The 17,727-nt window shown below is 51.1% G+C and carries 15 protein-coding genes; 11 read left to right on the top strand and 4 right to left on the bottom strand.

The window, feature by feature from the left end; all coding sequences use genetic code 11:
- Positions 1-335: 335 nt before the first annotated feature.
- The 9 genes from GXP52_01685 to GXP52_01645 all read left to right on the top strand — a co-directional run bounded on the left by GXP52_01685 (position 336) and on the right by GXP52_01645 (position 8,329).
- The gene (locus tag GXP52_01685) at positions 336-1,262 is read left to right on the top strand and encodes a TIR domain-containing protein (protein ID NOY85997.1); all 927 of its coding nucleotides are present in this window, start codon (positions 336-338) and stop codon (positions 1,260-1,262) included.
- A gap of 600 nt (positions 1,263-1,862) precedes the next feature.
- Entirely contained in the window at positions 1,863-3,104 is a 1,242-nt protein-coding gene (locus GXP52_01680) for a hypothetical protein (protein ID NOY85996.1), read from the top strand.
- A gap of 302 nt (positions 3,105-3,406) precedes the next feature.
- On the top strand, positions 3,407-3,973 hold the full coding sequence (locus GXP52_01675; protein ID NOY85995.1) for a flavodoxin family protein: 567 nt from the start codon (positions 3,407-3,409) through the stop codon (positions 3,971-3,973).
- A gap of 157 nt (positions 3,974-4,130) precedes the next feature.
- Positions 4,131-4,373: a type II toxin-antitoxin system Phd/YefM family antitoxin gene (locus GXP52_01670; protein ID NOY85994.1), complete on the top strand. Its 243-nt coding sequence runs from the start codon at positions 4,131-4,133 to the stop codon at positions 4,371-4,373.
- Complete coding sequence (locus GXP52_01665; GenBank protein NOY85993.1) at positions 4,370-4,633, top strand: Txe/YoeB family addiction module toxin; 264 nt, start codon at positions 4,370-4,372, stop codon at positions 4,631-4,633. Before GXP52_01670 ends, GXP52_01665 begins: the two co-directional genes overlap by 4 nt.
- 227 nt (positions 4,634-4,860) lie before the next feature.
- On the top strand, positions 4,861-5,280 hold the full coding sequence (locus tag GXP52_01660) for a [Fe-S]-binding protein (protein ID NOY85992.1): 420 nt from the start codon (positions 4,861-4,863) through the stop codon (positions 5,278-5,280).
- Positions 5,270-7,024, top strand: a complete 1,755-nt coding sequence (locus GXP52_01655; protein ID NOY85991.1) for an aldehyde ferredoxin oxidoreductase family protein — start codon at positions 5,270-5,272, stop codon at positions 7,022-7,024. The genes GXP52_01660 and GXP52_01655 overlap by 11 nt, the downstream gene beginning before the upstream one ends.
- Positions 7,025-7,110: 86 nt before the next feature.
- Entirely contained in the window at positions 7,111-7,668 is a 558-nt protein-coding gene (locus GXP52_01650) for a class I SAM-dependent methyltransferase (protein ID NOY85990.1), read from the top strand.
- A 79-nt stretch (positions 7,669-7,747) separates the two neighbouring features.
- A complete protein-coding gene (locus tag GXP52_01645; GenBank protein NOY85989.1) occupies positions 7,748-8,329 on the top strand; it encodes a carbonic anhydrase in 582 nt (193 codons plus the stop codon).
- Positions 8,330-8,677: 348 nt separating this feature from the next.
- On the opposite strand, the gene GXP52_01640 is transcribed toward GXP52_01645, so the two are convergent.
- Entirely contained in the window at positions 8,678-9,856 is a 1,179-nt protein-coding gene (locus GXP52_01640) for an FprA family A-type flavoprotein (GenBank protein NOY85988.1), read from the bottom strand.
- A gap of 873 nt (positions 9,857-10,729) precedes the next feature.
- Here GXP52_01640 and GXP52_01635 point away from each other — a divergent pair.
- Positions 10,730-12,352, top strand: coding sequence for a PAS domain S-box protein (locus GXP52_01635; protein NOY85987.1), 1,623 nt, complete (start codon positions 10,730-10,732; stop codon positions 12,350-12,352).
- A gap of 144 nt (positions 12,353-12,496) precedes the next feature.
- The gene (pabB, locus tag GXP52_01630) at positions 12,497-14,365 is read left to right on the top strand and encodes an aminodeoxychorismate synthase component I (GenBank protein ID NOY85986.1); all 1,869 of its coding nucleotides are present in this window, start codon (positions 12,497-12,499) and stop codon (positions 14,363-14,365) included.
- Between the two features lie 101 nt (positions 14,366-14,466).
- On the opposite strand, the gene GXP52_01625 is transcribed toward pabB, so the two are convergent.
- The 3 genes from GXP52_01625 to GXP52_01615 all read right to left on the bottom strand — a co-directional run bounded on the left by GXP52_01625 (position 14,467) and on the right by GXP52_01615 (position 17,475).
- Entirely contained in the window at positions 14,467-14,919 is a 453-nt protein-coding gene (locus GXP52_01625) for a CBS domain-containing protein (GenBank protein ID NOY85985.1), read from the bottom strand.
- A 249-nt stretch (positions 14,920-15,168) separates the two neighbouring features.
- The gene (locus GXP52_01620; GenBank protein NOY85984.1) at positions 15,169-16,341 is read right to left on the bottom strand and encodes a PLP-dependent transferase; all 1,173 of its coding nucleotides are present in this window, start codon (positions 16,339-16,341) and stop codon (positions 15,169-15,171) included.
- 21 nt (positions 16,342-16,362) lie between these two features.
- Positions 16,363-17,475 (bottom strand): cysteine desulfurase, encoded by a 1,113-nt coding sequence (locus GXP52_01615; GenBank protein NOY85983.1) that lies wholly within the window; start codon positions 17,473-17,475, stop codon positions 16,363-16,365.
- Between the last annotated feature and the right edge of the window lie 252 nt (positions 17,476-17,727).

The following is a 17,727-nucleotide window of genomic DNA, read 5'->3' as shown; positions in this document are numbered from 1 at the left end:
CAGTATGCATGGATGACCCAGTTGTATTTTTCAGTGACCCGTTCCATAAAGCGGATGAACTTTTTCCAGTCCTTCTCACTATGGTAAATGGTCATTCTTCCGTTACCACGGCTTATGATATGATACATGGCACCTGGGTATTGGATCCTGAGTGGCCTTGCCATTTCCGCTTCTCCTTTCGTTGTTGTGAAAGGTCGAGCAAGAATGGAGCCAACTCGGTCAATTAGACCTGAAAGTGTGAAAGGCGAGAACCGACCCCACGGGGTGTCCCGGATGTTGATTGGTCAAACGCGTAAATTTGGCCTACCTCAATTGGTGTAATAGGAACTTGTGACATGACTTATGAATTTGATGTAGCTGTCTCATTTGCAGGAGAGGATCGTGAGTTTGCAGAGGAAATTGCCGAGAGTCTTCGAGAAGTTGGCGTCAGTGTTTTCTACGATAACTATCAAACAGCGCAGCTTTGGGGCGAGGATCTTAGCGTAAAATTCCAAGAGGTTTATAGGGACAAAAGCCGGTACTGCATTATGATTGTCAGCGCACCGTATCTTGGAAAAATGTGGACCATTTTGGAGAGACGACACGCCATAGAGAGAATGATCGAGAACAAAGGTGCTGCTTACATTCTGCCAGTTCGTCTTGATGGATTTCCCGGCGACGTACTTGGTCTTCCGAGCACAGTCCATTATCTAACAGCAAGTAAAAATGAAGCGCCTAAAGTAGTGAACACCTTTCTTGAAAAAACTGGAAGAGTCCTCGAAGTAAAAGAAAAAGCAACGAGTAATAGTAAGGTTTTAGTGCCCAAGCTCCTTCGAAAGGAGTTCTCAGACAAGGAAAAGAACACATTCGTTTCAAATTCTTTCGATGAGATCGTTACCACCCTTGATGAGATCGTTACCACCCTTGATGAGTTCGGTCATGCAGCCCACAGGGAACAAACATCGCTAGAGCATGAAATCGAAAGAGTGACATCGAGAAAAGTGGTTTTCACCCTTTATAGAGAGGGAAATGAGTTAATGAAGTTTAAAGTTTGGCGAGGTGGAATGCTGGGAAGTGACAGTATCTGTTTCGCGTATGGTCGTAATTTGGATGTTGAGAATGATAACACTATGAACGAGCAATTCACCGTTACCGAGCATAAAGGTACTTTGATGCTTTCACCATTGGGAATGTTGACCATGGGTTCCGGTGGCGAGAAGAAACACATGTCGCCATCAGAGGTAACAGAATATCTGTGGGAAGGCTCACTTAGATACACATAACTATTTAGCCTCTAAAGGATTTCTGCAGAGGTAAACTTTCTTAGTGGAATACAATGCAAGGAGGGGGGGTGTCTGATTGAGAAAATCATTTCTGAGAAAAATAAGCTGTACCACTCCCCGTTTTTCAGTGTTTCTATAGGGCCCGTCGGTGATATGAAATCATTGGCAGCTATGCTAGTCTCTAGTTTTGATATTAAAATATTAGAACCCATGCGGTTTGAGAATAAATTACTAGATGAATTTGACCTAAATAAGTAGACCTTAGAAAATTTCCATTAATGACCGGGGTCCATTGATGATCGGGGTCAGATGACCGGGGTCGGGCCGGGAATTTGTCAATTCCTGACCTGGTCAGTTGCTTTTGCATATAATTTTGCTGATTGCTGATCTGCTAAGGTTAAGGAAAAATATGCCAAAAAGGTAGAACTTGATCTTAAGGGAGAACGAGTCTCCTTTGACCTGAATGATCCTAATGGCAAACAGTTTGAATACTCACATATTGGAGGTTTTTCATACTGGTTCAAGATCCGAGGCGCTGTGGTGCAATATCTTGAGAAATCTCTGGTGCCGTAGAGTCTTATGACTTAGTGGGAGGAACTCATGATTAACAAGGGCAAAAGAATATCCGGCATTCCCATGCTCATCACCTCAAATGATAAAGTGGGAATTCCTTCCAGGGTTTCTTTCAGCACCAAATCTTTTCATGAGGATTGGCTTCAGGAACTTATTTATAGGTATCCTGAAGTGCTTCCGGTGGATGAAATTGAACCTGTTTTCAGCCCCCTCATTTCCATAGCACGCGAATTTCCTACCAACGCCGGCCGCATTGATAATATATTTATCAGTCCCAACGGATACATAACCGTTGTGGAGACGAAACTGTGGAGAAACCCGGAATCAAGGAGGCTTGTTGTCAGTCAAATCCTTGATTATGCTAAGGAACTGAGCACGTGGACCTTTGAGGAATTCGATGAGCAAGTTCGGCAATCTTGTGCGGATTCAGGCGGTGGCGAAAGGGGAATCATAGAACTCATTAAGGATGTTGTCGGTGAGGGTGATGTTCAGGAAAGCGCGGTTGTTGACACCATCTGCAGAAACTTGAGGAAGGGCCGCTTCCTTCTCCTGATTGTAGGTGATGGGATTCGCGAAGAAGTCGAGGCCATGGTTGATTTCCTGAATCAGACTCCTCAACTTCACTTCAACCTGGCCCTTGTAGAGCTTACGGTCTACGAACTGGAGAACGACAAAAGTATGCGGCTGGTTGTGCCCCAGGTTGTTTCAAGAACGACTGAAATAACCAGGGCCATCGTAAGAATTGAAGGCAGGGAAATCGAAAAAATCACCGTTGAAGTAGATACACCTACTATAGAGATAACAGGTAAAGCGGGCAAACGCTTTAGACTGACAGAGGACGAGTTTTTCAAGATCCTGAGTTCTCATGTGAAGGAGGAAGACGTTCAGTTTGCACGGCAAATAATAGAAAACGCAGAGAAGGCTGGATTTCAGGTCGATTGGCTGCAGGCTAATTTTGTTGTCAAGTACCGGGACAGAGAAAATAGTGATGTCGCCTTCACAGTACTGTTGGTAAATAAGGAAGGTGCCGTGACCCCAGGATATGTTTTAGGTCGACTTAGAGAGCATGATTCAGTCTTGAACCTCAGCATGGATTTCACAGCACAAACAGCTGCTCTTTTTGAGGGCGTTAAGCCACATAGGAGGGATAAAGAAAGTTGGAACAGATTGGTAAGTCTGGGGGAATTGAAAGCCAGGTATCAAGATTACATGAATATAGCTGACCGTACTATTGACCAATTGCGTTCTCTGGCAAAAAGCATTACCTAAAGATGAATAAGGGGAACTGCGAAAACCTCTGGCGCCGCCCATTAAGAGACACCCCGTCAACAGCAAAAGCAAACCATAAACAGGGACTGGTTCCCTGACTTTCTTTAAAATTTCCTTTTGACTTGATCATGATTTCTACAAACCTTTGTCACCGCAAAGAATCGGTGCCACCCATTAAAAGGATCTCTGCAGGAAAGCCCCGCTTCGCCCTTAAAACCGTTTTCCCCTCCTTAACTTCCCACTTGAAATGTAATAAAGTATTTTCTGCCTAATACACAATCAACTAAAAGACAGGAGCAGGCATGGCCGCAAAGCAGATACTCATTCTACTGGGAAGCCCCCGAAAGACCGGCAACACCGCGATCCTCGCCCAACATCTGGCGGAAGGAGCCGAAGGATCGGGAGCTGACGTCCGGACCCTGTACCTTCACGGTATGAATATAAGTCCCTGCACAGGATGCAACCATTGTCAGGAAGCTGACGCCAATGGGTGCATAATCGTCGATGACATGCAGGACATCTACGGTCATCTCAGGGAGGCCGACTCCATAGTTTTCGCCAGCCCCGTTTACTGGTTTTCCGTCACCGCCCAGATCAAGATGGTGATAGACAGGATCTACGCTGTGGGCGGGGGAGACAAGAATATCTTCAAGGACAAAGACTTCGGGATCCTCCTGGCCTACGCCGATTCCGACCCCTTCACCTCCGGTGCCGTCAACGCCCTGCGCATGTTTCAGGATATATCAGCCTACCTGGGTGTCAGGATCGCCGGGGCAGTATATGGATCAGCGTATGAAGCAGGGGAGATCAGGGACAGCACCGAGGTTCTGAAAGCCGCCCGCGAATTGGGGATGAAGCTGGGGGGGTGACCTTTTGGGCGACAGTCCACAAAACCTCCGGTGCCTCTTGGATAGGAGGCACCATCACAGCATGTAATTTATACTGCTTGATATAACGTACGTAATATAGTACCGTACGCTATGTAGTACGTTGACCAATATTCTAATTTTACGTCCGGAGGACTTCATGAAGACTATCACGGTGAGCAAGGCCAGGGCAAACCTGTACAAACTTCTCGAAGATTCCGGCAAATCCCATGAACCACTGGTCATCACGGGGAAAAGGGGCAACGCTGTGCTGGTGGCGGAGGAAGACTGGAGGTCGATCCAGGAGACCCTGTTTCTGCTGTCCATTCCCGGGATGAGAGAGTCTATCAGGGAGGGTCTCGCAACTCCCCTGGAGGAGTGTGCAGAGGATCTTGACTGGTGACCTGGCGCCTGGTCTACACCAGACAGGCGCAGAAGGATGCACGCAAGCTTGTGTCCTCCGGCTTGAAGGGCCAGGCCGCGGACCTGCTGAAGATTATTGGGGAAGATCCCTATAGGACACCCCCGCCTTTCGAGAAACTCATAGGTGACCTTTCCGGAGCCTATTCACGCCGCATCAACATCCAGCATCGTCTCGTCTACCAGATAATAAAGGAGGAGGGGGTGGTCAAGGTGATTCGAATGTGGAGCCATTACGAATAATCTGAAACACCATTCAAACTTTTCTCAAGAAACGATTGAAACTCGCCTCGTTCATCCGAAGGACGATTAGGAACCTCCGGTACCTCTTAAATGGGCGGCACCATCGCATTTCCTGACTCCGGGTTTGGGGGAACAGGAAAAACCTCATTTCACAGCAAGCTTACGCCTAAATCCCGATTTTGGGCGTATAATATAAAAAGATGCCGTCGCCTGGGAGGTGCCTGCGGATGAAAAGACTGTCTGTAGTTGATGCGGAAAGGTGTGTCGGGTGTCAGTGCTGCATGTTCGCGTGTTCGAGAAGGACGAACAGCCACGGCCTGTCGGAGTCGTGTATCGGGGTCAGGTCCAGCAGCGGGGTGGAACACGGGTTCATCGTGGTAGCCTGCAGGGTCTGCGAGGACCCACCTTGTGTCAGGGCCTGCCCCATGGGCGCCCTCACCCGCACTGAAAAGAGGGGAATACACCTTGCCGAGGAGAAGTGCACCGGGTGCGGCAGCTGCGCCGAGGCGTGCGTTGTAGGGGCCGTCTACTGGGACAGTGAGATCAACAAACCCATGATCTGCATTCAATGCGGCTTCTGTGTTGACTTCTGTTCCCATGGTGTCATCGAGATGAGGGAGAGAAAGGCGGCCGACGATGCTAAGTAGCGATCCGTTGTGCAACATCCTTTACGTGGATCTCACCCGGAAACGGTTCAGGGTCGAACAGAGACAGGACCTCTTCGACAGGTACCTGGGCGGTGCGGGTGTGGCCACGCAGCTTCTGCATCAGTCCTGCCCGGAAGGGGGCGATCCCCTGGGGCCGGAAAACCCCATCGTCTTTGCCGTCGGCCCCCTGACCGGGCTGTTCCCCCTGGCCTCCAAAACGGTGGCCATGTTCAAGTCGCCCCACACGGGGAACCTCGGCGAGAGCCACTGCGGGGGAAGGAGCGCCGTGGCCATAAGGATGGCCGGTTACGGGGCCATCGTCATCGAGGGGAGGAGCGAGATCCCCATCTATCTGGCCATTCACGGCAGCGATGTGCACTTTCGAGATGCCTCCACCCTATGGGGTATGAGCAGCAGCCTCACCGTCGGGCACATCATCAGGGAAAGAGAACCGGGGTCGGGTCTGCGCACGATTATGCGTATCGGCCGCGCGGGCGAGAGGATGGTGACCTATGCATGCGTCGCCGCTGAAACCTACCGGCACTTCGGGAGGCTCGGTCTGGGCGCCGTGTTCGGCAGCAAAAACCTCAAGGCTGTCGTCGTATCCGGCAAAAGATCTCTCCCCGTGGCGGACAACCGGGCCTACCGTCGCGTATACAAGGACATTTACGAAGCGGCCACCTCCTCGGAGGCCATGAAAAAGTACCACGATCTCGGTACGGCCCAGAATGTTCTTCCGCTCAACAAACTGAGCGCTTTCCCGACCAGGAACCTGCAGGAGACGAAGTTCGAGGCGGCGGAGGAACTCTCAGGTGAGGCCTTTGCTCAGAGGTACCTGGGAAGACGGCTGGCCTGTTCCCACTGCCCTGTGGCCTGCATCCACATCGCCGCCCTTAGGGAACCCCACGAGGTCGAGCCATATTTCTACAAGACCTCCATGATCTCTTACGACTACGAGCCCATTTACGCCATGGGCTCCATGCTTGGGGTCGGTGATCCCGAGGGCCTGCTGCGGTTGTTGGACCGTGCCGAGGTCCTGGGCCTGGACCTCATGACCACCGGCCCCGTCCTGTCCTGGGCCACCGAAGCCCAGGAAAAGGGGCTCGTTTCCGAAAAAGATACGGGAGGACTCAGGCTTTCGTGGGGTGACTGGAAAACCTACCTTGAGGCCACCCAGAGGATCGTCGAGCAGCCTAACGATTATTTCGCCGCCCTGGCCAGGGGGGTGGAACACGCGTCGTCCATTTACGGAGGCGCGGAGTTCGCCCTCGCCCTCGGAGGGAACGAGATGCCCGGCTATCACACGGGTCCGGCGGCTCACGTGGGCTGCCTAATGGGCGCCAGGCACAGCCACCTTGACAACGCGGGCTACAGCGTGGACCAGAAGGTCCTGGTAAAGGAGGAGTTGAGTCCCGAGGCGCTGGGCGACGCTTTGCTCGAGGAGGAAAGCTGGAGACAGATCCTTTCCTCCATCGTCATCTGCTTTTTCGCCAGGGAGATCTACGATCGGGATACGGTTCTCTGCTGCCTTAAGGCGGCTGGATTCGATCTGGACGTGGACCGGTTGCTGAAGACGGGAAGGGACATCCACCGCGAGAAATTCAGGTTCAAGGCGCGGGAGGGGTTTACTTTCGACGGGCTGCGAATACCTGAGCGGATTCTCGAAACGAAGGCACCCGCTTCCGGGTTGAGTGAGGAGTACATCAGGGCAACCCTGGATCACGTGCGCAAGGCTCTTGTCTAAACAAGGGGGCCCTGGGGGGTTGAAAAACAATCGCATCGGGGCGGTTGAATAGCGACCTTAGCCTTGAAAGGAGAAATAAAGATATTGTGAGCAATCGAAAAAGTCGTGTATGCCCGGTCGAAAGGGCAGGCAGTCTCGATAACAGAATTCGAAGATGGATACAAAACCCCCGGAAAATATTGGGGCCATATATTGAAGAAGGGATGACAGTTCTTGACCTGGGTTGTGGTCCAGGTTTTTTCTCCATAGACATGGCTCGAATGGTTGGCAAATCCGGTAGAGTTGTTGCTTCTGATTTACAGGAAGGGATGCTCCAGAAAATAAGAGACAAGATTAAAGGGACAGAACTTGGGAATCGTATCACACTTCACAAGTGCGAAGAGAACAAGATTGGCTTGTCAGGGGGGTTTGATTTTATCTTATCATTCTATATGCTTCACGAAGTCCCGAATACAGAGGAGTTTTTTAACGAGGTCGGAAAACTTCTAAAACCAGAAGGACAAATTCTTATAGTAGAACCACCATTTCACGTTTCAAATACAGCGTTTGAAGAAACTATCAAACACGCCCGAGACGCCGGATTAAGAGATATTGAAAGACCAAAAGTGTTTCTTAGCAAGGCAGTGATTCTGAAGAAGGGCTAACAGTCGGGTCAACCTTACCGAGACAGGGCGACCCCACGGGGTGCCCCAACCCTATCAATATTGTTGTGGAGATATAAAAATGAGCAAAATATTGGACGAGGTATTAGCTGCAAATACTGCTTATGCTAAAGACTTTGGTGATAAAGCAAATTTACCAATGCCTCCAGGGAGGCGTATAGCCATCCTGACCTGTATGGATGCGCGTCTTGATCCTGCTCAATTTTGTGGGGTATACGAGGGAGATGCTCATGTAATTCGTAATGCAGGTGGCAGAGTCAGTGAAGATGCCATCCGCTCCTTTATAATCTCATACAAGCTTCTGGGAACAAACGAGTGGTTTGTCATCCACCATACTGATTGTGGAATGCAGACATTCACTGATGATGTTATGCGATCATTGTTGGCAAGTAGCCTGAAGACAGCTACAATTGACGCAAGCGGATGGCATGATTCCGGGGAAGGGCCTGGTTCAACTGAAGGAGATTACATCAACTGGCTAACAATCAGTGATCAAACCAGGAGCGTTACCGCGGATGTCCGTCGCCTACGATTTCATCCATTGGTACCTCCTGAAATCCCAATTTACGGGTTTGTCTTTGATGTAAGGACAGGAAAGGTCGTTGAGGTTCCTGAAGCAATGGAAATTGGTAAGGCCAAATAAGAACATAACTACTTAGTTTCTTCCGCGCATTATTACCAATTCGTCTCACGCAAAGCCGCAAAGCTCGCAAAGTAGGACGCATCCTCTTACCCAAGTAGCTGTTGATCCTTGTTGCCCGGGATAAAAGTGAACTTTGACCCCGGGCGCAAGGATAATCAGCCGATTTCAAGGAAATCCCGCTCCGACCAGGGAGCGGTTGGGTGAGGGGAATATCTTTATTCCTGGACAGCTTCGGCACTTCTTTGCGTCCTTTGCGTCTTGAGCGAGTCACTTTTCTGGTGTGACGAGCGGGCGTGAGAAAACAGGTTTTACATCCAGGTACTCATTTTTACGATAACCCGGAAAGTGTTATCTGAATCCGTGCTGCGTGTGTTTTTTTACAATGGTGTCAGTCAGTTTATCCATCGCCCTGAAATCATTTTCCGATGGAACCCCTTTACACAATACGGGGTCCAACACCTCGACCTTGAGATTGGGTATCATCCCCGCAAGCGTTTCCACGGTCTTGCCACCCCATCCGTACGAACCGACAATCGAAAGAAATTGAGCCTTGGGCCGCAGGGCATTGGCCAGAAAGGCGCAGTACGCGACCAGAGGATGAGGGCCGGCCAGGACCGTGGGCGTCCCAAGGACAATCGTTCCCCCATCGATCAGCGCCATGGCGAGCTTTCCGATATCGGTCACCGTCAGGTTGAACGGCTCAACACGCACACCTTTTTTCACCAGAGAGGACAGCATATAATCCACCATGAGTTTGGTACTGGCATGCATGGAAACATAGGGGAGCACAACCATGTTTTTGGGCGTTCCAAGAATCCACTCCCGGTAAGCATCCATGATCCAGGCCGGACGGTCATAGATCTGTCCGTGGCTAGGGGCGATCATTTGAATGTCGTATCCTTTGAGTTTTTCGACATTCTTTACGAGCACATTCCGAAATGGCATCATTATCTCGGCAAAGTAGCGTTTTGCGGCTTCGTACACACGCCCCTGGTCGTTCACGAAAAGATCGGTGGTCGCGATATGGGAACCATAAAAATCACAACTGAAAAGGATGCGATCTTCTTCCAGGTAGGTCACCATGGTTTCCGGCCAGTGTACCCAGGGCGTGTGAATAAACCTAAGGGTCTTGTCGCCTAGCGATAGCGTTTCGCCGTCCGTCATCGTGACAAATTTGTTTTCGGGAATTCTTAGCAGATCAATGAGCATGCCCTTGGCTTTGGGGGTCGTGACCACTGTTGCTTCTGGAAACCTGTCAAGAACCCGAGGGATGGCCCCGGAATGATCCTGCTCGGCATGATGAGAGACGATAAAGTCAATTTTGGGGACCCCGTCCAGTTGTGCCATCAATTCATCGACCATGGACGGATCGACTGTGTCCAGCAAAGCGGTTTTTTCGCTCCCTTCAACCAGGTAGGCATTGTACGTAGTGCCGTCTGGAAGCGGAATGAGAGAATCAAAAAGGCGCCTGTCCCAATCAACGGCCCCCATCCAGTAAATCCTTTTCTTTATCTGCCTCTTGTGCATGGATACATCTCCTCTTCCTGTACCGGTTTATGTTTTCAGAGAATTATCATTTATAGGGTCGTAAAAAGTCCTTAATGGCTTTTTACTCCACGGAAAGCGAAAAGTGTCATTTTCACTTTCCTCACAAATCTTCGATTTGGGCGCCCTCCCTGGGCGCAATGATGACTTTTTGCGAAGTCATCATCATTGACAGGGTCGTAAAAAGTCCATTCATGGCTTTTTACTCCACGCACCGGATATTCCCTGGAGGTGCCTGAATAGAGTATATCTCCGGTTTTTCAGATTGGCAAATGCCAGGCGGAAAAAGCCGGGGTGGCTCGGAAAGAATATCTTGCCAAAATGTTCTTATTTATAGGCACCGGGGAGAAACGGGGTCAGAGTACCCGTCTTCAGGCGTGACGGGCGAAAAGGAGCATTAGGGTAACGAAGTGTTACCTATGTCCTGAGCTAAAAGTGTTACCCATGTCCTGACTGCACCCTGCACCGGTTTGACGTTGAACGTTGAACATTGAACGTTGAACTTTGAACATTGAACATCGGGTTCCAGGTACTCATTTCCAGGATGATCCAAAAACAAGGGGCTCGCTGAAGCTCAGACCGGCACTGTTGGCTGGTGATGCGGCAGTGATGAAAATGGTTGTTCAATGTGATAGTATTGTAAAGTTGCTGTAAGCAGGTAAAGGGGGATCTCTGCAATAAAAATTTTTTCCGCTGCAATATCGTCGAAAGCGTTGCAGTTCGAAAACACGTCTGGGGGGACGACAAATAATGAAACTAAATTTACTTCAACGATTTTCCCTGATATCGCTAATTGCCCTTCTTGTCTTCGGTATCACTTTCGGATTCCTTCAAACGTATTTATTAGAAAAGAATATGCGTGAGCGCGCGAAGGAACTCGCTGCCAGCTTCGTCCAACATGAGATCGTCTCGAAGATGACGGGATACGACCTCATTACACCAAAAAAAGGGGCTGAGTACGACAGGTTCACAAAATTGGTGGAAAGCATCCATTTTGGTTTAGACGTAAAACAGGTCAAGTTCTGGAACAGCGATTATGAAGTTGTATGGTCCTATGACAGGTCCATCGTGGGCAAGAAATTTCCTGACCAGCCGCCGCTTAAAAAGGCTCTTCATGGAGAGATTTCCACTAAGATTGACACGTATAAAAACGAGGAAGGGTACGAGCGGGGGCTGGGCCAGCTGCTCGAAATGTATATCCCAATCGTATTTCCAGGTGATAAGAAGATTCGGGTTGTAGTGGAAACTTACCAGGGTCTCTCTGTCCTGACCAACGATATCGGGCGTCAAAAAAAGGACATCTGGATGCTCACTGGAGCCGGTTTCGGACTTCTTTCCATTCTCCTTTTCGGTATTTTCAAAAGTGGCACGGACAGAATTGCCGCCCAGACCAGGACGATTACCCAATCCGAGGAGAAATATCGGAACCTGGTGCAATCTGCCAGGGACGCCATCATTACGGTTGATCACGAAGGTAGAATAATCATGTTTAACCGTGCGGCAGAGATGATTTTTGACCGTGACGCAAAAACCGTGCTGGGAAACTCTGTAGAGGTACTCATACCTGAAAAATTCAGAGATGCTCATCGCACGGGAATGGAGCGGTTTTTCCTGTCCGGCGAGTCAACTGTCGAGGGAGCGACCCTCGATCTGACCGGTCTTAAAAGCACCGGAGAGGAGTTTTATGTTGAGGTGTCTCTCTCGGCTTCCATGGAAGGGGACAAAAGGATCGTTGCAGCAATTTTGCGAGACGTAACGGAACGAAAAATCATACAGGACCAATTGATCGAGTCTGAAAAACAGGCTTTCGTTACCATCGTCGCCAGCAGTATCGGACACGAGCTTAACAACATTCTTGCAGGCCTGCGGGGATATTCCCAAATGCTTCTGGAAAGAACGTATGACAAGGAATATGTTCGCAAATGCGCAGAGATTTTCAACGTACAGACTGAACGTCTTGCTTCGCATGCCAACAACCTGCTTTCCATAGGCAAGCCCCGCGAGCCGGTCATGGTACCGGTCGAGATCAATCGGATCATTGAGAACGTAACAGAAATGCTAACCATAAGCGGCATCCTCAAGATGTATACAATTGAGAAAAATTATTCCGATAGATTGCCGAAAATCCAGGGTGACTCCTATTTGCTTGAGCAAGTGATAAGGAACCTTGAGATAAACGCCGCCCACGCAATGGTGAGTGGTGGAATTTTGAAGTTGAGCTCCAGGTTGTCTAATGAAGGTTCTCATGTTGAATTCACCGTGGCCGATACAGGGCATGGGATCGCTGAGGACAGACGGCAATTGATCTTCCTCCCCTTCTTTACAACCAAGAAGAATGGGAAAGGAACCGGCCTCGGAATGTTCATCATCGAAAAAATAGTTGAACAGCACAAGGGCTACATAAACCTGGACAGCCATGTGGGAGTCGGCACGGCTATTACCATCGGACTGCCTGTAAGTAGCGGGGAAGAGACATAACCGTGGGAAAAGAGAGTGTCTGATCCCAGTTGGACCCCTGAAACCTGAAACCAATCCCGATGACTGTCCGACAGGTCATAAGCCGGAGTCAATACCTTTTCCTCTGGCCGGCGCACATGTTATCGCATAACAAGAGGGTTGCTTTTGGCATCGAAGATCCGCTGGGAAAAAATCGAGGGACCTCTTACCGAAAAGCGGCTCCAACGGCACGGCACCGTCCTCCTCGAGAGCCAGCTGAGGAGCCGGGAAAACATGAGGTCCTTTCTCCTCTCAGACCCCCTGGATGTCATCATGTGTCAAGAGCCGGGCCACGTTAGTGATTGCCTGGATTCTTTGGATGACACACTCAAACAGGGCTATGCAGTCGCAGGCTTCATAAGCTATGAGGCCGGACTGGCCCTGGCCCATGGCCAGAAAAGTGTCAGGCTGCATGATTTTCCCCTGCTCTGGCTGGGCATTTACGACCGCCTGTCGTTTACCGACGCTCCCCTTCTTCTCTCCCGCGCCGCTCCTCGGATTCCACTGATCCATATGGACGGGACCTTAATTGATGTTACCCGAGAGGAATTTCGCGACGCGGTTAAAAGCATAAGGAAGCTTATTGAAGAAGGTGACGCTTACCAGGTCAACTACACCGTACGTTTGCTGGCACATGCTCTTCAGCCGCCCCTGACCATCTATCGGTACCTCCGGCAGAGTCATCCGGTCCCCTACGGGGGCTTTCTCAACTACGGCCCTTTCTCACTCATCACCCAGTCGCCGGAGCTTTTCCTGAAAAAGAACGGACAGACCCTCGAGACAAAACCCATGAAGGGAACAATGCCCAGGGCTGCGGAGATGGAAAAAGACCGGTGTCTGGGAAATGACCTGCGGCACAGCGAGAAGGACCGGGCGGAAAACCTCATGATCGCCGATCTCATGCGCAACGACCTGGGAAGGATCGCCGTCCCGGGCAGCGTGGAAGTTTTCGATGCTTTCAGGGTGGAACCGTTAAACACCCTGTTTCAGATGACTACCGGAGTCCGCGCTGAAGTTGAACAGGGGGTTACCGCCGGTGGTATTCTCAGGGCAACATTCCCGCCCGGCTCGATCACCGGTGCTCCCAAGGTGCGGGCAATGCAGATCATATCTGATCTGGAGAAGAATCCGAGGAAAGCTTACACAGGTGCAGTAGGACTTTTTCTCCCTGATGGTGATCTGGTGCTGAACGTCGCCATCAGGACCATGATCGTAAAGGAGGACGGTTCCTTCGAGCTTGGGATAGGCAGCGGGATCGTTTATGACTCATCATTCGAGTCCGAATACGATGAAACCCTCCTGAAATCGAGATTTCTCCACCACGGACACCGTTATCTGGAACTGCTGGAAACGATACTTCTAATCCCCGGCTCCGGCCTCCACTATCTCCATGAACACCTCGACAGGATGCGGCGCTCATCAAGGACCCTTGCGTTTCCCTTCTCCCGGCAGGATGCGATCAAGGCGCTGGAAGTATTTCTGGGCGAGGACCCCCCGGGGCCTGCCGTCGTAAGGCTGCGTCTGAACAGGCGAGGTGACTTTTCTGTAGATATATCACCGCTCGAGCCCCTGACATCCGGGGGGAAAACCATGGTCGGCATAAGCTCCGTCCGGATGGACCCGGCAGACAAGCTACTCCGTCACAAAACGACATCGAGAGAGCTTTTCGACAGGGAACTGGCGGCAGGAAGAGAGAAGAACGTGGTTGAGATCCTTTTCATGAATAATAATGGCTATCTCACCGAGGGAACCTTCACAAATCTCTTTGTTTTCGACGGATCCGGCTGGCTTACACCGGATGTTTCCTGCGGGCTGCTCCCCGGGATCTGGAGAGACGAGTTCATCAGGGAAACGGGGGCCTCTGAAAGACGCCTTGTCATAAATGACCTGAAGTCCGCCGAGAGAGTGGTCATCGGCAACTCCGTCCGGGGGATGCTGGAAGTCGAAGAAGTCGTTGATGAAGAGGGCTCAACCGTATTCAGAAGGCCCGAATAAAACCTGAGGTTTGGTGCCGGACCCCTGCAGGAAAGCCCAAGACGCATTTATGCTTGCCAAGAGAAAAGCAAACGGCCTCGATTGGAAGCGAACCATTTGAGTCAGCTTTTGGACCCGAAGTAGCCGCCCGAAATGTATGTTTCGAGATCCTTTATTTTGACGTGCTGCTCCCTGATGATCACCTTGACGATATCACCGATACTGACGATACCGACCAGTCGGCCGCTTTCAAGCACCGGTATGTGTCGGGCATGGGCGAGTGACATCAGTGCCATACAATCGTTGATGCTGTCATCAGGAGCCACCGTGTATACTTCCCGGGTCATCAACTCCTTGACCAGTGTTTCTCTGGATGATTTTCCTTTCAGGATGACCTTTCTTGCGTAATCGCGTTCCGAGAAGATCCCGATGAGCGTTTCACCGTCAATGACGGGCAACGCTCCCACGTTCTTCTCAGCCATAACCTCGAGAGCTTCGTACGCGGTGGCCTTCGGTCCGACGTGCCACACTGCAGAGCCTTTCTCCTGCAGGATATCCCTTATTGTCGCAACCATCCATTCACCTCCTCGCTTTTCAGACGTCTGCTTTTTCGGGAAACCCCATATTCAAATAAAGTTTACCATACAGAAGTATCGGTGTCAGAGCGCGCGTTGTGTATTGCTGTCATTGCGAGCCCGAGTGAAACCGTAGGCGCGGCAATCTCATGCGGAGCCGAAAAGATCGTTACGGCGCTCTTCGGTCGCCATGACAGCAATATAATAAAGGTGCGCATTAACCGGATGAACTATCGTAATGAACCCTGATTAAAGGTTTTCCAGTGCACAAAATAAATCCTCTATAAGGTCCTCCTCCGCCTCCATCCCTATGGAGATTCGGACCATGGAATCGGTGATCCCCCTCTCCAACCGTTCCTCCGGTGATAATCCGTGGTGGGTGGTGGTCATGGGCTGGGTGACCAGGCTCTCCGCGCCGCCGAGGCTTGGAGCGATCAGGAAAAGTTCAAGATTGTCCACGAGCTTCGTTGCATCCTCACCGGAGCCGGCAACCTCAATTGTGATCATCCCGCCAAACCCCGACATCTGGGAACTCGCGAGTTCATGCTGTGGAAAGTCCTCCAGGCCCGGATAAAGAACACGTTTTATCCTGGGATGTTCCTTTAACGCCCTGGCCACAGTGAAGGCGGTGCTGTTCTGCCGCTGGACACGGATAGGTAATGTTCTCAGGCTTCTCGCAAAAAGAGCCGCAGTTTCGGGAGCCATCATCTGGCCCAGGTTCTTTCGCCACGGAGCGATCGGTTCCAGGAGTTCCTTGGGACCCATTACGACACCGCCGGTAATATCACTATGTCCCCCTATGTACTTGGTGGCGCTGTGAACCGCAATGTCCGCACCCAGTTCAATTACCTGCTGGTTGACCGGGGAGGCAAAGGTGTTGTCCACTGCCACGATTGCGCCATATGAGTGAGCCAGTTTCGATATCTCCCGGATGTCGAATATCTCCATGGTAGGGTTCGTGGGAGTTTCGAAAAACACGAGTCCGGGGTTCTTTTTCAATATATTTTCAAGCTGCCCGACCTCTTCTCCCATGAGCATGTAGGTGTTTATGCCCACGAGGGGAAGCTGTTCGGTGAGAAGTGCCAGTGTACCTCCATAGGCGTTTCCCATGCAGACTATCCCGTTCCGGCCGTGGGTGAAAAAGAGAGCCGCCTCAGCGGCCATTCCCGAGGCGAAAACGAACGCGGCTTCGGTATTTTCCAGGCTCGCCAGTTTTGCCTCGAGATTCCGGATCGTCGGATTAAGGCCGTACCGGGTATATAAATTCCCATCTTTTCTGCCTTCCACCACGTCGAGAAGGTCGGCTGTGGATTCGAAGCCGAAAGTTGTCGTGTTGTAGATCGGGGTGTGAGGCGACCCTTCGGCGTCTCCCCCCTCCCCGGTGTGGACACATCGTGTTGAAAGATCGTATTTCTTCTTCATTTCTTCTCCTCCAATAAAAACTTAAAAATGTCTCAGCCGCTCAACGACCTCCAGGATTTCATCCCTTCTCGTCATCCGCCCCAGGCTGAACCTCACTGCCCCCAGTCCCGTCTCTTCAGAAACTCCCATAGCCTTTTGAACCGGAGATAGAGCAGTTTCGCCGGCATGGCACGCGGACCCGGTGGAAGCGGCGACACCATCCAGGCGATCCAAGACCGCACTTCCCATCTTACCACTGAAGCTCACGTTAAGGGTGTTCGGCAAACGCATCTCCGGATGGCCGTTCAGAACTATATCGTCACCGAAAGCCTCCTTGAGTTTCTCGAAGAGAAGATCCCTCAAAAGACGCACCTCCTCGTTCATGAAATCCGGTGCGATCTCGCACGCCTTACCAAGCCCGACGGCGAGAAGCACGCTCTCTGTGCCCGCTCTCCTCCCACCTTCGTGCCCCGCACCATGGACAAACGACTCGAGCTTCGTCCCTTGACGAACGTAAAGCGCTCCCAACCCTTTCGGCGCGTAAAGCTTGTGCCCGGCGATTGTGAGAAGGTCCACCCCCAGGGAGTTCACATCTACCGGGATCTTTCCCACCGACTGTGCCGCATCCGTATGGAATGGTATCCCGTACTCCCTGGTGATCCTGGATATCTCCTCTACGGGCTCTATCGTTCCCACCTCGTTGTTGGCGTGCATGACCGATACGAGAATGGTCTCTCTCCTGATCTCCTTCCTGATATCGTCCGGGTCGACCACACCATATTTATCCACAGGGACGATGGACACCTCAGCTCCCAGCCTTTGCAGGAACCTGACCGGTTCGATAACCGCCGGATGTTCCACGGCGGTGGTGATAACATGTTTTCGGCTCCCTTCGCAGGCAAAGAAGGTTCCCTTGATGGCGTGATTGTTACTCTCGCTCCCCCCGCTCGTGAAGACTACCTCTCCGGGTGCGCAGCCGATCAGGGCCGACACCTGTCCCCTTGCTCTTTCCAGGGCCGCCTTCGCCGGAACTCCAGCGAAATGAAGCGAAGAGGGATTCCCGTAGTGGCCGGCCAGGTAAGGATGCATCGCTTCGGTCACTTCCGGGGCTATGGGCGTGCTGGCATTGTAATCGAGATAGATTTCGCTTTTCATTTCACCTCCAACAGTCTGTTTTGATTCATAAATTTTCCGGTTCATCCGCTTAATGCGTACCTTTATTATTTTGCTGTCATTGCGAACCGATCACCGAGTGAAGCAATCCCGAAGGTCAAGAGCTAATTTACCACAGTGTGACCACTCCCAGGTCACACCACCCTTCGACGCACTCCGCTTGCTCAGGACAGGCAGGGTTGTTACACAGGGTAAAACCAGGGGTTACGTAGTTTTAAACTTTACTTACCTCTT

Source organism: Deltaproteobacteria bacterium (genome assembly GCA_013151915.1).
GTDB lineage: Bacteria > BMS3Abin14 > BMS3Abin14 > BMS3Abin14 > BMS3Abin14 > BMS3ABIN14.
Note: the sequence above shows the minus strand (reverse complement) of the source record. Positions and strands in the feature narration are given on the sequence as shown.